The organism is Mesorhizobium sp. ES1-6, assembly GCF_020164775.1.
Lineage (GTDB): Bacteria > Pseudomonadota > Alphaproteobacteria > Rhizobiales > Rhizobiaceae > Mesorhizobium.
In genome coordinates, this window is the sequence record NZ_JAIUGU010000010.1 from 81,400 (window position 1) to 94,919 (window position 13,520).

Consider the following 13,520-nt stretch of genomic DNA (forward strand, 5'->3'; position numbering starts at 1 on the left):
TGCGTCTACAGTCGAGGGCGAGCGGTTCGCGCGGACTATCGCCGCTTTTTCAGCCAGCCGCCGAAGCCACGCCGGTGACTTCGTCGTCCAATTGGCTCTGTGTCAGAGCCGCTTCCGCCATCACCCATTGCTTGAACCGCAGCACCTTGCGCGCCGCAAGGCTCTTGTGGGGCGACACGAAATACCAGCCGGCCGTGTTCGGATGGTGGACGGCGAACGGAGCGACCAGCCTTTCGGCGCGGATATCGCTGGCCATATAGGCGCGGTTGGCCACGGCAAAACCCATGCCGGCATTGGCGGCCTCGTAGGACATCATGCACGAGTCGAAATAGATACTCTTGGTTTCGCTGAGCACGAAACTGGCGCCGGCGAAACCAAGCCAGGATTGCCAGTTCTGGGTGCAGGTGTCGGAATGCAGCAGCGTGAAGTGCTTGAGGTCGTCCGGCGTCACTTTTGACACCGGCTTGCCGCCCAGAACCTCATGGAACAATCTGCGGCTGCACACCGGCGTCAGGTCTTCGCGAAACAACAGGTCGCAGGGCAGCCCGTTGAAATGGCCGTCGCCATAGCGGATTTCGAGATCGAACTCGGAAGTGGTGAACTCATGCGTCGCGTACGAGGTCGAAACCCGCATTACGATATCGGGATGTTGCCGCTGGAACAGCGGCAGGCGCGGAAACAGCCAGCGCGCGGCAAAGGTCGGCAGCACGGATATCTTCAGCACATGTTCCTGCGATTGCCCCGTCGCTTCCATGCTGGCGGCGACGATCCGCTCCAGCGCCTCGCGAACGCGCGAGACATAGGTCTCGCCCTCCGGCGTCAGCGACACCGCATTGCCTCCGCGCTGGAAGATCTTGAAACGCAGCTGATCCTCCAGGCTCTTGACGCGCTGGCTGACCGCCGAGGCGGTGATGAACTGCTCCTCGCCGGCACGCGTGAAATTCCCGTGCCTCGCGGCACTCTCCACGATCTTCAGCGAATTGAGGTTGACCTGACTGAGCAGACGCACGGGTTTCGACCTTAAGCTGGGCTTACGGTAGCACTAGCATTCCTAATTTTACAGGGGGGACTAATTTAATCGACTGTTAACCAAGTGTTTGCCCCCACTTGGAGAAGTACTATGAACGCACATACCATACCCGAACTGCGCTATGCGATGAGCCGCGAGGCCATTATCGGCCACGAAACCGCCTGGAAAGTGTCGAGTTTCGGCGTTGCGCAGTATCTGCATGGCTATGACCCGGCACTGCTTGCCGCGATCGAGGAGGCTGCCCTGAAGCTCAAGGCCAGCCATGCCGTGCACAAGCACCTCGATCTGACCTTCATCACCGGCGCCGACCGTTTCATCCCCGAAATCAAGGAGTTGCTGCACGACAAGTTGCGTCTGGAGCGGCTGTCCGACATGATGGGCACGAAGCTGGAGCCCTATCCGCTGTCGATCGTCGGTTCGACCGTTACCTTCATGAATCCCCGGGACGGCGCCGTCGAATGGCATTGCGACGGCGTTCCGGTCACCGAGCTCATTCCGCTGTCGATCAGCGATCCGCTGGTCGGCGGCCATCTCGAAATCTATTGCGACGATTCCGAGACCGGCCGCGCCATTCTGGAATCCGGCCGCGAGATTCCGCGCAACCGCATCATGCGCATCGATCACAAGATGAAATACGCGACGCTCGGCCAGTTCCTGGGCGTGCTGCACCGCACGGCGCCGATCCAGTTCGGCGAGCGCGTCACGCTGGTGCTCAACCAGCGCTCGGTGGCCAAGCCCTATGTCGACGACAACAGGATGTTCTATCTTGCCGCCGACAACGACCACGACCGCGAATGGGTCAACGAACTGGCGGAAGATGTCTGGACCAATCAGCTGCCGGCCTATCGACGGTTCGAGGCGGAACATCCCTCACCGGCCCCTACCGAAGCCCCGGTTCCGGGCGGAGCCAGGGAAACCTGGTAACGACCCATGATCCCCAAAAGTGGCAACAGGCTTTCGGACAGGATCATGGTCGAATGTGGAGACAGGGATCCATGCCGGTTCTTGCGGCATGGATCGGGACCGATATCCGCGCTGGTCTTTGCCGCCGGCGCGGTGGCTTTGTGGTCGACCAACGCCCTGGTCGGCAAATCCCTGCTGGCGACCCATCCGGTGTCGCAGGTGCAGTTTCTGCAATTTGCGGGCGCCGCAATGGTCTTCGCCCTGATCCGGTTCATGAGCGGCGAGGGGTCCCCTCCGGCCGCGGCCAGCGCCAGGCTCGCACCGCTGGCGGTCGGTTTCATCGGTCTGGTCGGCACCATGGTGCTGCAATATATCGCGTTTGCCTCGATGCCCGTGATCGAAGCCAATCTCGTGGCCTACACCTGGCCCTTGATGGTTGCGGCCGCGGTGATCGCCTTCGAAAATCCGCGGCGTCCGGCGCTGCTGGGCCTTGCCGCGACCCTCGGGTTCGTTGGCGTCGCGCTGGTGATTTCGGGAGGGCGTGACCACACCTGGTTACAGGGCGATCTCGTAGGTTATTTGGCCGCATTCGGCTCCGCGCTGTGCATGGCTTTCTATTCGGTGATGGTGGGACGGCTCGCCACGTCGCCGGATCGCCTGTTGCTGCCCTCGTCGCTGGTTGGCGTCGCCTTGACGCTTGTATGGTCGGCTCGCGAAGGCGTTGCCTGGCCCACCGGGGTGGATCTGGCCCTCGGGCTTTATCTCGGCGCCGGCCCGATGGGGCTGGGTTATTACTTCTGGTCACGCGCCTTGAAGCTCGGAGGCAGCGGCAAGGTGGCGGTCGTTGCCTATCTCACGCCGATCGCTTCGACGCTGCTGCTGACGTTGTCGGGCGAACGGCTGACGATGGTCGCCGTTGCCGGAGCCGTCCTTGTCATCGGCAGTTGCGTCGCGGTCGGCCTGGAACGTGCGGAGACGGAAAACCATGTTTGACGATGATGAACGGCTGGCCATGCAGGAAGCGCATTGGCTCATCGAGGAGTTTGGCGCCGAGGCGCCACTTTACGCCGCGATGAAGGCCGAAAAGGCGATTGAACAGAAGGATTTCGGGCGTTGTGCCCACTGGAAGCGTATTCTTGAGATATTGGCCGACAGCCGCCCCACCAAGTCTGCCGCCTCCAAGTATTAGATTTTCTAATTTGCGCGACGTCGATTTCCCATAAAAGTAGTTGATGCCAAGTCTTGATTCGTTTTGGGACTTGGCTGTCCGTTGGGGGACGCGGTTAAAGAGATACATCGACAAAAGTCTTCACTGGGGTAGACGACTTTGTCGCAAATAAGGTGAAAGAATTGTCAAATATCGAGGATAAGACCGTTATCGAGCTGACCGCCGATATTGTCTCGGCCTATGTGGGCAACAATCCGCTTCCGGCTTCCGGCCTGCCTGACCTGATTGCCAGCGTCAGTGCTTCGGTTCGCAAGCTGGCTGGGGCGGCTGTCGTTGAAAGCCCGAGTCTGGTTCCGGCCGTCAATCCGAAAAAGTCGGTATTTCCCGACTACATCATCTGCCTGGAGGACGGAAAGAAGTTCAAGTCGCTCAAGCGGCACCTCAGGACAGACTACGGTTTGAGCCCTGATGACTATCGGGCCAAATGGGGCTTGCCGCCGGACTATCCGATGGTCGCGCCGAATTACTCCGCGACCCGGTCGGCGCTGGCGAAATCGACGGGGCTTGGCCGCAAGCCGGCCGCCGCGCCGGCAGTCGTGGCCAAGGCGACAAAGCGGGGCAAGGCCACTGCCTGAGGTCTTGTTGGCCGATATGGCAAGCCACTGATCGGCTGCTCTGGCGGCGCATTGTGTGCACCGTTCCCAGGCCTTGTGCGGCCAACTGGCCCGCAAGGTCTTGCGAAGCGTTGACGTCCAGTGCAAAAGCGCGGCCATGCTTATCATCAACGACCTTTCACTCCGCATGGCGGGGCGCTTGCTCCTCGACCACGCCTCGCTCACCTTGCCGGCCGGCACCAAGGCGGGTCTTGTCGGCCGCAACGGCACCGGCAAGACGACGCTGTTCAAGGCCATAACAGGCGATTTCCCCTCCGAGACAGGCTCGATCAGCCTGCCGAAGAACACGCGCATCGGCCAGGTGGCGCAGGAAGCGCCAGGAACCGAGGACCCGCTGATCGAGATCGTGCTCAAGGCCGATCTCGAACGCACGGCGCTGCTCGAAGAGGAAAAGACGGCAACCGATCCGCACCGCATCGCCGACATCCACATGCGGCTGGCCGACATCGACGCGCATTCGGCCGAATCCCGCGCCGCCACCATCCTGGCCGGCCTTGGCTTCGACGACGCCGCGCAGCGCCGTCCGGCCTCGTCCTTCTCCGGCGGCTGGCGCATGCGTGTGGCGTTGGCCGCCGTGCTGTTTTCCGAGCCGGACCTTCTGCTGCTCGACGAGCCGACCAACTATCTCGACCTCGAAGGCACGCTTTGGCTTGAGAACTACGTTTCGAAGTATCCGCACACGGTTCTGCTGATTTCGCACGACCGCGACCTGCTCAACCGCGCCGTCAACTCGATCGTCCATCTCGACCAGAAGAAGCTGACCTTCTGGCGCGGCGGCTACGACCAGTTCGAGCGCCAATACACCGAGCAGAAGGAACTGCAGGAAAAGGGTAGGGTCAAGCAGGAAGCCGCCCGCAAGCACATGGAATCCTTCGTCGAACGCTTCCGCGCCAAGGCCTCCAAGGCAAGACAGGCGCAGTCGCGCATCAAGGCGCTGGAAAAGATGAAGCCGATCGCCGCGATCGTGAATGACTCGGTGCGTCCGTTCTCGTTCCCGGAACCGGTGAAGACGGTGGCTTCGCCGATCATCGCGCTGAACAACGTCAATGTCGGCTATACCGAGGGCCAGCCGATCCTGAAGAAGATGACGCTGCGCATCGACGCCGACGACCGCATCGCGCTGCTCGGCGCCAACGGCAACGGCAAGTCGACCTTCGCCAAACTGCTGTCGGGTCGTCTGAAGCAGGAAACCGGCACCATGACGGTGGCGCCCGGGCTGAAGGTGGCGATCTTCGCCCAGCACCAACTCGACGACCTGCGTCCCGAGGAAAATGCCTATGAGCATGTCCGCCGGCTTATGCCGGAGGCGCCGGAAGCCAAGGTGCGCGGCCGCGTCGCCCAGTTCGGTCTCACGACCGAGAAGATGAACACGCCCGCCAAGGACCTGTCCGGTGGCGAGAAGGCGCGGCTTCTGATGGGCCTGTCGGCCTTCGAGGGGCCAAACCTGTTCATCCTCGACGAGCCGACCAACCATCTCGACATCGACAGCCGCGAATCGCTGATCCATGCACTGAACGAATTTCCCGGCGCAGTCATCCTGATCTCGCACGACCGCCATCTCCTGGAGGCAACGGCCGACCGGCTGTGGCTGGTCAAGGACGGCGCGGTCAATCCTTATGATGGCGACCTGGAGGATTATAAGACGCTGGTCACCGGCGTCTCCGGCGATCGCCGCGAGCGACGCGAGGCGGAAAAAGCCTCAAAGGCCGACCGCCGCCGCGAGGCCGCTCAACGCCGCGCCGCCTTCGAGCCGCTGGCCAAGGAAATCCGCGCCACCGAGGCGCTGATGGACCGTATCCGCAAGCGCATCGACGGCATCGAGGACGAACTGTCCAACCCGGCGGTCTATGAGAAGGATCCGTCGACGGCGACCAGGCTCGCCAAGGAACGCTCGCAGCTTGCCCAGACGCTGGCCGGCCATGAGGAAAAATGGCTGACCATGTCGGCGGAATATGAGGAAGGGACGGCGGAGTAGCATGACGTCGACAGATGCCTGGATCGAAGCTGGGAAGGTTTTGGCGCTCGATCCGAAGGCAAATGTCGAATGTCCTGATTGTGGCGAGGCCGACCTGAGCGCGGTCGACACCGAGGCGGGCGAGGAGCATATCGAACGACACATGCGCTGCCCGAAATGCGGCGCTTACAATGCGCTTCTCAAGAGACGTGACCCGTAATCGGCGGCTGGCGGAATGCACATTGCCAGAGGGCGAGCCGCTTATCTGGCCCTACACGCCACCGTCAAAACCCGCTAGACAAATGCCATGAACCAGCACGCCAAGCTTCGCATCGGCCATTCGGCCTGTCCGCATGATTGCCCGTCGACCTGCGCGCTCGAGGTCGAATTGCTCGATGGCAACCGCATCGGCCGCGTCCATGGCGCCAAGGCCAACAGCTATACGTCCGGCGTCGTCTGCGCCAAGGTCGCGCGCTATGCCGACCGTGTCCATCATCCCGACCGTCTGCTGAAGCCGCTGGTGCGCAAAGGGGCCAAGGGCGACGGCGTCTGGCAGGAAGCAAGCTGGGAGGCCGCGCTCGATCTCGTCGCCGAAAAGTTCATCGCGGCCGAGGAGAAATACGGCTCGGAGACGGTCTGGCCCTATTACTATGCCGGCACGATGGGGCTGGTGCAGCGCGACGGCATCGACCGGCTGCGGCATGCGAAGAAATACTCGGGCTTCTTCGGCTCGATCTGCACCAATCTCGCCTGGACCGGCTGGATGATGGGGGCGGGCGCCTTGCGCGGTCCGGATCCGCGTGAAATGGCCAAATCCGACTGCGTGGTGATCTGGGGCACCAATGCCGTAGTCACGCAGGTCAATGTGATGACCCACGCCATCAAGGCGCGCAAGGAGCGCGGAGCCAGGATCGTCGTCATCGACGTCTATGAAAACGCCACCATGAAGCAGGCCGATATGGGCCTGGTGCTGAAGCCGGGCACCGATGGCGCGCTGGCCTGCGCGGTCATGCATGTGCTGTTCCGGGAAGGCATGGCCGACCGCGCCTATCTCGAAAAATACACCGATGATCCGAAGGGGTTGGAAGCGCATCTCGGCAACCGCACGCCGGAATGGGCGGCCGGGATTACCGGCTTGACGGTCGCCGAGATCGAAGCCTTCGCCCGCCTCGTCGGTACGACGAAAAGGACCTATTTCCGCCTTGGCTACGGCTTTGCCCGACAGCGCAATGGCGCCGTCAACATGCATGCGGCGTCCTGCATCGCCGCGGTCACCGGCGCCTGGCAATATGAGGGCGGCGGCGCCTTCCATTCCAATTCCGGCATCTTCAAGCTCAACCAGGATGTGCTGGAAGGCTCGAGGATGCGCGATCCCTCGATCCGCTATCTCGACCATTCGCGCATCGGCCCGGTGCTGACCGGCGCCAGCGATGCGCTCTATGGCGGACCGCCGGTGACGGCCATGCTGATCCAGAACACCAATCCGGTGAATGTCGCGCCCGAGCAACGGCTGGTGAAGCAGGGCTTCCTGCGCGACGATCTGTTCACCTGTGTGCACGAGCAGTTCATGACCGATACGGCCAAGCTCGCCGATGTCGTGCTGCCGGCGACGATGTTCCTCGAACATGACGACGTCTACAAGGGCGGCGGCAACCAGCACATCACGCTCGGCCCCAAGCTGATCGAGCCGCCGGAAGGACCGCGCACCAACCATTTCGTCATCGAAGAACTCGGCAAGCGCCTGGGCGTGTCCGACCGGCCCGGCTTCGGCCTCACCGAGCAGCAGCATATCGACATCATTCTGGGCAAGCGCGGGCTGGGCAGCTTCAATTCCTTGAAGGAAGAGAAGTGGGTCGATTTGCAGCCGGATTTCGAGACCGCGCATTTCATCAAAGGATTTGGCCATGCGGACGGCAAATTCCGCTTCCGCGCCGACTGGACCGGGCAGGCGGCTCCCAACCGGCCACCGAAGAGCATGGGCCTGTTCGGCCCGGTGGCGCTGCTGCCGGAGTTTCCCGACCATGTCGACCTGATCGAGGTGGCCGACGAGGCGCATCCGTTCCGGTTGACGACCTCGCCGGCGCGCAACTTCCTCAACTCGACCTTTGCCGAGACACCGGTGTCGAAGGAAAAGGAAGGCAGGCCGGTACTGCTCCTGCATCCAGACGATGCGGCGGACCTCGGGCTTGCCGATGGCGACCGTGTCGAGGTCGGCAATCAGCGGGGCGACCTCGTGCTGCACGCGAAATTCTTCGACGGCATCAAGCGCGGCGTGGTGATCGCCGAAGGCATCTGGCCCAACAGCGCCCATGAGCGCGGCGAGGGCATCAACGTGCTGACCGGCGCCGATGCCCCCGCGCCCTATGGCGGCGCCGCCTTCCACGACAACAAGGTGTGGCTGCGCAAGGCGGGCGAGCTGGCGGCCTAGCCGGTCAGGGATCTCCGATCGTGCATCTGGCGAGGCAGCAACAACAGCAAATATCGGCGGTGCGCCGTGCATAGCTGAAAAGATAATATTGTTGAGACTTCAGCGAGGGCTATGTGTCGCGAAATTCAGGAGTGGTTCGAAATGATTTCGCTTTGAGATGGATAGACCTTCAGTTCATTTGCAAGAAAGATTAAAATATTTTGTATGTGGTTATAGAACGAAATGGAAATTGCCATGTGAAAAATCGCAAAAAAAGCGAAATAGAGAAACATCTCTTGGGACTTTATACCTGTTATCAGAAAATATATCCAACCAAGAAAGGATAAAATCAAAGCAGGATATGATATCCACGTTCCACTATTCACAAATGAGCCGTGTACAAAGTTACCCGTCCTATTTTCGATAAATTTTCCCTTAAAAGTCGTTATGTTTCTGTATAATCCAGCTTCAATCCAGAATTTCTTGTTAATGTTGTCTAAGCGCAATCTAATTTTCAGGATGCTGTGATTTTTCTTCGCATCGAGAATTTTAGTAAATAGATCTTTTTCTGATAAATCATATTTAAAATCCTCGACCATTCTTGGGAGGACCAAAATTCTTAGGAAATTGCTATATTTGAGAGGCTCCATGAAGCTCCGCGTGGTCTCATTTATGAAATACGAAGTCTCGCACAAATTTCCAGTTTAAGGCTACGATTTTGCATCTGGGCTTTGCAACACCCTTTAGGGGCGCTTTGCGCAAGCTCACCACCGCCACCCAATATTCTGGCTCTGCCGGCCGTGGCTGGCGGTTTCCCATTCGACCGTAAATGGGCTCCGGTTGGGGCCGCCACCCACCCCAACCTGGATCCAACATGGCGGCGCTTGTCGCCGCCAGGCTAGAGCAATTCCAGGAAAGTGTATAACGGGTTTCCGTCCGGAATTGCGTAAAAACAAAGGGTTAGAGCGGTTCAGCGATTCCAAACGCTGAACCGCTCTAGCGAAGGAATCGCCGGCATGTTGCTGAAGACTGTGCTGGGATAAGGCAGGCCGCAAATCACACCGGCAAGGGTTCAGCCGCCTTTTTCCTGTTTTGCCGCTGGCGGATGTCGTCGGCCACCGCCTGGGCCTCGATGCCGATTTCGCGCAGCAGCCCGGTGACCGCATTGTGGAAGCCGACCAGATAGAGGCCGAGATCCGAAGCGCGCGCATTGACGCCGCTCGGGCCGGGCTCGACGCCGGGTTCGAGGAATTTGGCATAACCTGGCCGGTAGCCGGTGGCGAAGAGGATGGCTTCGAATTCGCCTTGGCTGCCGTCGGTAAAACGGGCGCCACGTTCCGAAACCCCGGCGATATCGGGCGCCACCCTGATCGCGCCTTCGCGGATCTTGGCGATGGTTCCGACATCGATCACCGGGATGCGCGACGCCAACGAGATCTGTTGCAGCAGCCCCTGCTTCGGCCGCCTGAGCCCAAATTTCTCCAGCCTGCCCAGCACCAGATCAAGGATGACCGGGAACAGCGCGTCATTGAGGCGCCGCGGCCCGAACCGCGTCGCCATGCCAACCATCTGGATCGGCACGCCGAACAATTCGCGCGGCACGATATGGACGCCGCCGCGCACCGAGATCGTCGGCCGGGCGCCGGCTTCCGCCAGATCGAGCGCGATTTCGGCGCCGGTATTGCCCATCCCGACGACCAGCACCGACTGGCCGGCAAATGGCACGGCGTTGCGATAGTCGGCGCTGTGCAGCGTCTTGCCCTTGAAGGCGTCGATGCCGGCGAATTTGGGCAGCAACGGTTCGGCATTGTAGCCGGAGGCGATCACCACATGCGAAGCGTGCAAGGCGCCGGACGTCGCTTCCACCCGCCAGCCGCGGCCCTGCCGGGTGATCGCCCGCACCGTCTCTCCGAAGCGGGGCTCGAGGCCGAAACGCTTCGCATAGGCGTCGAGATATTCGACCACGAGATGGCGCGGCACATAGCGCGGATAATCCTTGGGGAAGGGCACGAAGGGCAGTGAGGAATAACGCCTGGTCGTGTGCAGGTGCACGCGCTCATAGTGGCGTCGCCAGGCCGGCGCGGCCTGCTGCTCCTTTTCGAGCATGACAAAATCCACCCCGGCTTGCCGCAGGCACGCGGCAACCGCCAGGCCCGCCGGCCCGGCGCCGATGATCGCGACCGTGGTGCTGTCCTGCAACAACCGCGTCTCCGCCTCCATTCGCCGGCGCACAATGTCAGAAACCCGGCGGCGGCGCCACCGACATCCAGGCAGCGGCTTGCGACTTGAAGGCGCCCTTTTCGCGGCATTTACCGGGGGAAAACGCCCGGAAAAGGCTGAAATCCCTGATCTCCCATGACGCTGCGGCAAGACTCAGCTAGCCTCCGTCATGCGGCGGACCTGATATCCGCCTGGCCGGCGCTATCAGATTACCTCCCAAGCGGCGCCGGCCTTCTTCCCCAGCGCTAATTAGCTTTCATTAAATTTGGACTATCCGCGCTTGCCGTAAGTTAGGCTCTTGCTGACATGATTGCGGTCGGCTTGGGGTGGTGCGGGACCGTGGATGCGCGGACGGAACTGGATAAAGGCGTTGCGGCAGGACGAAGCACGGCAGGTGCGCGCACGCATCGCTGAACTCGAACAAAACCTGACGTCCGCCTCGGCCCAGAACCGGCAGCGGCGCCAGGAGGCGGGCCATGAACTGCGCAATGCCAAGTTCCGCCTCGAGCGCCTCGAGGAATGCATCGCGGCGATGGGTTGAGGCGGACCCGGCCATTCTTCTCCCGAAGGCACCGTTCACTGGCCGGCAATGCCGGTGTTGACGACGGCAATGGTTCGATCCGCTCCGGTCGCCTTTGTCGGTGGCAGTTTGTTGTCGCAGGCCGAGAGAGCCAAAGCGACGAGCGCGAGGATCAGTCCTGGCTTTTTCATCGCTACCTCCTCCAACTGAGAACGAGGTGCTGCCGGTTTGGTTGCCGCCCTTGCCGAGGGAACAAATTGCCCTGCCTTCGGTTGATCCAGCGAAGGAGGACCGCCGCATGATCCGTTTGCTTCTGGTTGGCACGCTTGCCCTTGTCACTTACCGTCTCGCCCGCAAGATGATCGAAGAGGTGCCCGACAGTGTCGATCCGCTGCTGTTGCCGGCGCCTAAGAACGACCGCGAAGCGCTGCGCCGGCAGTCGGCGGACATGGGCGTTGATCCGAAACGCTGAGCTTTCCACTCCGCCGAATTGGCACAGTTGCTTCCTTGTTGCGAACAAAGCGGAAACGATGCTTGATGGGCGATGAACCTCGCCGCCCATGATTCGACCTTTGTGGACTCGACCGTCCAGCCGGCCTATCTCGCCCGGCTGAACGACGCCCAGCGTCAGGCCGTCGAGCATGGCGACGGCAAGGTTGCCGGCCCGCTGCTGGTCATTGCCGGCGCCGGCTCCGGCAAGACCAACACGCTTGCGCACCGCGTCGCGCATCTGATCGTCAAGGGAGCCGACCCGCGCCGCATCCTGCTGATGACCTTTTCGCGGCGTGCCGCATCCGAAATGGCCAGGCGCGTCGAGCGCATCGCCGGCGAGGTGCTTGGCCGCGATGCCGCTGTCATCACGGATGCGCTCAGCTGGGCCGGCACATTTCACGGCATCGGCGCGCGGCTGTTGCGCGATTATGCGCTGGAGATCGGCCTTGATCCGGCCTTCACCATTCACGATCGCGAGGATTCCGCCGATCTGATGAACCTCGTGCGCCACGAACTCGGCTTCTCCAAAACCGAGGCGCGCTTTCCGACCAAGGGCACCTGCCTTGCCATTTATTCGCGCGCCGTCAACGCGCAGGCGCCGCTCGGCGAGGTGCTCGGATCCGCATTCCCCTGGTGCGCCGGCTGGGCCGAGCAGCTCAAGCAGCTGTTTGCCAATTACGTCGAGGCCAAGCAGGCGCAGAACGTGCTCGATTACGACGATCTGCTGCTCTACTGGGCGCAGATGACGGCCGAGCCTGAGATCGCCACGCATCTGGGCGGGCGTTTCGACCATGTGCTGGTCGACGAATACCAGGACACCAACCGGCTGCAGGCCTCGATCCTGATGGCGCTCAAGCCTGATGGCGCGGGTCTCACGGTGGTCGGTGACGACGCGCAGTCGATCTATTCGTTCCGCGCCGCCGAAGTGCGCAACATCCTCGATTTTCCCCGGCAGTTCGCCCAGACCGCCGATGTGGTGATGCTGGAGCGCAATTATCGCTCGACCGAGACCATTCTGGCTGCCGCCAATGCGGTCATCGGCCAGGCATCGGAGCGCTTCACCAAGAATCTGTGGTCGGAACGCAAATCCGCCGACAGGCCGAGACTTGTGAGCGTGCGCGACGAGGTCGAGCAGGCGAACTTCGTCTGCGACGCCATCCTGGCGGAGCGCGAGGCCGGCACCGCGCTGAAATCGCAGGCTGTGCTGTTTCGCACCTCGCATCACAGCGGCCCGCTGGAAATCGAGCTGACGCGGCGCAACATTCCTTTCGTCAAGTTCGGTGGCCTGAAATTCCTCGATGCCGCCCACGTCAAGGACGTGCTGGCGGTGCTGCGCTTTGCCGAGAACCCGCGCGACCGTGTCGCCGGTTTTCGTGTGTTGCAGCTCTTGCCAGGCATCGGTCCGTCCGCCGCCGCGCAGATCGTGGAAACCATGACGACGGCGCTGGACGAGGCGATGGGCCTGGCCGGCTGGCGCCCACCGCAGCGCGCCGCCGACGACTGGCCGTCTTTTGTATCGCTCTATTCCGGCTTGCGGGCCGGCGCCAAATGGCCAGCCGATCTCGAACAGATCAGACTGTGGTACGAACCGCATCTGGAGCGCATCCACGAGGATGCGATCACTCGCCGGGCGGACTTGCTGCAACTGGAGCAGATCGGGTCGAGCTACGCCTCACGCGAACGCTTCCTGACCGAGCTGACGCTCGACCCGCCGGATGCGACCAGCGACCAGGCCGGGCCGCCGCATCGCGACGAGGACTATCTGATCCTGTCGACCATCCACTCGGCCAAGGGCCAGGAATGGAAGAACGTCTTCGTGCTCAACACCGTCGACGGCTGCATACCGGCCGATCTCGGCGTCGGCACCAAGGAGGACATCGAGGAGGAGCGTCGGCTACTCTACGTGGCGATGACCCGGGCCAAGGACAGCCTAAACCTGGTCATGCCGCAACGCTTCTTCCCGCACGGCCAGGCGGCGCGCGGCGACCGCCATCTCTATGCCTCGCGCACCCGCTTCATCCCGGCCTCGATCCTCGCTTCATTCCAGCAGATGTCGTGGCCGACCGCACAGGCGGCGCAGGGCAGGGCAGCCCGGCCGGAGGTGCGCGTCGATATCGGCGCGCGCATGCGCGGCATGTGGAAATAGCGGAAG

At 61.9% G+C, this 13,520-nt stretch carries 13 protein-coding genes; 10 read left to right on the forward strand and 3 right to left on the reverse strand.

Features of this window, described 5'->3' with window-relative positions:
* Positions 1–49: 49 nt before the first annotated feature.
* A complete protein-coding gene (locus LB564_RS22540; protein WP_224541081.1) occupies positions 50–1,009 on the reverse strand; it encodes a LysR substrate-binding domain-containing protein in 960 nt (319 codons plus the stop codon).
* 111 nt (positions 1,010–1,120) lie between these two features.
* Between LB564_RS22540 and LB564_RS22545 the strand changes: the two genes are divergently transcribed.
* The 7 genes from LB564_RS22545 to LB564_RS22575 all read left to right on the forward strand — a co-directional run bounded on the left by LB564_RS22545 (position 1,121) and on the right by LB564_RS22575 (position 8,157).
* A complete protein-coding gene (locus LB564_RS22545; protein ID WP_224541083.1) occupies positions 1,121–1,954 on the forward strand; it encodes a hypothetical protein in 834 nt (277 codons plus the stop codon).
* Between the two features lie 45 nt (positions 1,955–1,999).
* Positions 2,000–2,926: a DMT family transporter gene (locus LB564_RS22550; RefSeq protein ID WP_224541085.1), complete on the forward strand. Its 927-nt coding sequence runs from the start codon at positions 2,000–2,002 to the stop codon at positions 2,924–2,926.
* Positions 2,919–3,122: a hypothetical protein gene (locus tag LB564_RS22555; RefSeq protein WP_140710685.1), complete on the forward strand. Its 204-nt coding sequence runs from the start codon at positions 2,919–2,921 to the stop codon at positions 3,120–3,122. Before LB564_RS22550 ends, LB564_RS22555 begins: the two co-directional genes overlap by 8 nt.
* Positions 3,123–3,283: 161 nt before the next feature.
* Positions 3,284–3,736, forward strand: a complete 453-nt coding sequence (locus LB564_RS22560; protein ID WP_084636740.1) for a MucR family transcriptional regulator — start codon at positions 3,284–3,286, stop codon at positions 3,734–3,736.
* A 136-nt stretch (positions 3,737–3,872) separates the two neighbouring features.
* Positions 3,873–5,750, forward strand: coding sequence for an ABC-F family ATP-binding cassette domain-containing protein (locus LB564_RS22565; protein ID WP_224541087.1), 1,878 nt, complete (start codon positions 3,873–3,875; stop codon positions 5,748–5,750).
* Between the two features lies 1 nt (position 5,751).
* Positions 5,752–5,949: a hypothetical protein gene (locus LB564_RS22570; RefSeq protein WP_224541088.1), complete on the forward strand. Its 198-nt coding sequence runs from the start codon at positions 5,752–5,754 to the stop codon at positions 5,947–5,949.
* Between the two features lie 87 nt (positions 5,950–6,036).
* The gene (locus tag LB564_RS22575; RefSeq protein WP_224541090.1) at positions 6,037–8,157 is read left to right on the forward strand and encodes a molybdopterin-dependent oxidoreductase; all 2,121 of its coding nucleotides are present in this window, start codon (positions 6,037–6,039) and stop codon (positions 8,155–8,157) included.
* 1,035 nt (positions 8,158–9,192) lie between these two features.
* Here LB564_RS22575 and LB564_RS22580 read toward each other — a convergent pair.
* The gene (locus LB564_RS22580) at positions 9,193–10,335 is read right to left on the reverse strand and encodes a flavin-containing monooxygenase (protein WP_224541296.1); all 1,143 of its coding nucleotides are present in this window, start codon (positions 10,333–10,335) and stop codon (positions 9,193–9,195) included.
* A gap of 364 nt (positions 10,336–10,699) precedes the next feature.
* On the opposite strand from LB564_RS22580, the gene LB564_RS22585 reads away from it, so the two are divergent.
* Positions 10,700–10,897, forward strand: coding sequence for a hypothetical protein (locus LB564_RS22585; RefSeq protein ID WP_140707275.1), 198 nt, complete (start codon positions 10,700–10,702; stop codon positions 10,895–10,897).
* 35 nt (positions 10,898–10,932) lie between these two features.
* Here the strand turns inward: LB564_RS22585 and LB564_RS31525 are convergent, their stop codons facing one another.
* Entirely contained in the window at positions 10,933–11,067 is a 135-nt protein-coding gene (locus LB564_RS31525; RefSeq protein WP_263491497.1) for a hypothetical protein, read from the reverse strand.
* A 107-nt stretch (positions 11,068–11,174) separates the two neighbouring features.
* Between LB564_RS31525 and LB564_RS22590 the strand changes: the two genes are divergently transcribed.
* Positions 11,175–11,348, forward strand: coding sequence for a hypothetical protein (locus LB564_RS22590; RefSeq protein ID WP_181173723.1), 174 nt, complete (start codon positions 11,175–11,177; stop codon positions 11,346–11,348).
* Between the two features lie 72 nt (positions 11,349–11,420).
* Positions 11,421–13,514, forward strand: coding sequence for an ATP-dependent helicase (locus LB564_RS22595; RefSeq protein WP_224541092.1), 2,094 nt, complete (start codon positions 11,421–11,423; stop codon positions 13,512–13,514).
* The last annotated feature ends 6 nt before the right edge of the window (positions 13,515–13,520 follow it).